The organism is Caballeronia ptereochthonis (assembly GCF_001545075.1).
Lineage (GTDB): Bacteria > Pseudomonadota > Gammaproteobacteria > Burkholderiales > Burkholderiaceae > Caballeronia > Caballeronia ptereochthonis.
Window position 1 is genome coordinate 1 of sequence record NZ_FCOB02000088.1, and the last position, 1,641, is coordinate 1,641.

A 1,641-nucleotide genomic window follows, 5' to 3' on the forward strand; every position below is an offset into this window, starting at 1 on the left:
CCGCCTGTCACGACCGCAGGCCGACTTATAAGAACATGAATTCCGGCACCTTCACACTCGTTTTTAGTCGCATCCACCACATGCTGGTAGCAGTCGCGGATTTCACGAGCGCGCATGGCAACGGGTATCGCGTGCGCACGGCCGCATTCGGGCAGAGCGCCGTGCATCAGGTCCCATTGCGTGCGCTCGTCGCCGCGCTGGTCCTCGTCGGCATCTTCGGGACGGTCGCGCCGTCTGTCGCGCAGATTGTCGCCGCGCCCGGGTCCGGCGCGCAGGTCATGCAGACGCAAAACGGGCTTCCGCAGGTCAATATCGCGAGACCGTCCGGCGCGAGTGTGTCGCTGAACAACTATTCGCAATTCGACGTGCAGCGCCAAGGCGCGATCCTGAATAACTCGCCGACGTTCACGCAGACACAACAGGCCGGATACATCAACGGCAACGCGAACCTCTCGCCGGGACAAGAGGCGCGCGTCATCGTCAATCAGGTATTGAGTAACGCACCGTCTCAACTACGCGGCTATCTGGAAGTCGCAGGGCGGCGCGCTGAAGTCGTCATCGCGAACCCGAATGGTATCGCCATTGACGGCGGCGGCTTTATCAATACCTCGCGCGCGATCCTGACGACGGGCACGCCGAATTTTGGACCGGGCGGCAATCTGGCGGGCTTCGCGGTCAACGGCGGCACGATCACCGTGCAAGGTGCCGGACTGAATGCCACGAACGTCGATCAGGTCGATTTACTGTCACGCGCGATCGCCGTCAATGCGGCGATCTACGCAAACAAGCTGAATGTCATTGCAGGTGCGAATCAGGTCGATCACGATACGCTCAGGGCGACGCCGATCGCGGGTAGCGACGCCGCGCCCGCGCTCGCGATCGATGTCAGTCAGCTCGGCGGCATGTACGCCAACCGTATCTGGCTCGTTTCCAACGAGTATGGCGTCGGTGTCTCGACGCGCGGCATCCTCGCGGCGCAAGCGGGCGACTTGACGCTCCAATCCAACGGTCGCCTCGTGCTCGCCGGTCGGACAAACGCGAGCGGGTCGATCAGCGCATCGGCTCGCGATGGCATCGACAATAGCGGCACGACCTATGCGCAGCGCGATGTCGTCGCGACGACCTCGGGCTCGCTCGTCAATACGGGCGTGCTCGCCGCGCAGGACAACACATCGATCCACGCGGGCAGCGTCGCATCGGCAGGCACGCTCGCCGCAGGCGTGAACGGCGACGGCACGATCGCCAATGCGGGGAATTTGAACGTACTGGCAAGCGGCGCGGTTTCAGCAACCGGGCGCAATCAGGGCGGCGGCGAGACGTGGATGCAAGGCGCATCGCTCAATCTCGCGGGTAGCAACACATCGACAAATGGCGCGCTGACGCTCACGGCCCTGAGCGGCGACATGAACCTGAGCGGTGCGAATGCGACCGCAGGCGGCGCGCTTGCGGCGGGTGCGGCGACGACGCTTCTCGCCGACGACGGCAAGCTCTCCGGCGGCTCGGTTCGGATCGCGGCGGCGAACGTCTCCAATGTTCACGGTCAAGTCGTCTCGCAATCGACACTCGACCTTAAAACCGGCGGCGCGCTCGACAATCGCGGCGGCACGCTACAGGCGGCAGGCCGCGCGACGGTCAGCGCCC

General features: G+C 64.5%; 1 protein-coding gene. It reads left to right on the forward strand.

The features are described from left to right. Nucleotides 1-35: 35 nt before the first annotated feature. The coding region (locus AWB83_RS35545) for a filamentous hemagglutinin N-terminal domain-containing protein (protein WP_143750166.1) at nucleotides 36-1,641 on the forward strand (1,606 nt) is incomplete at its 3' end.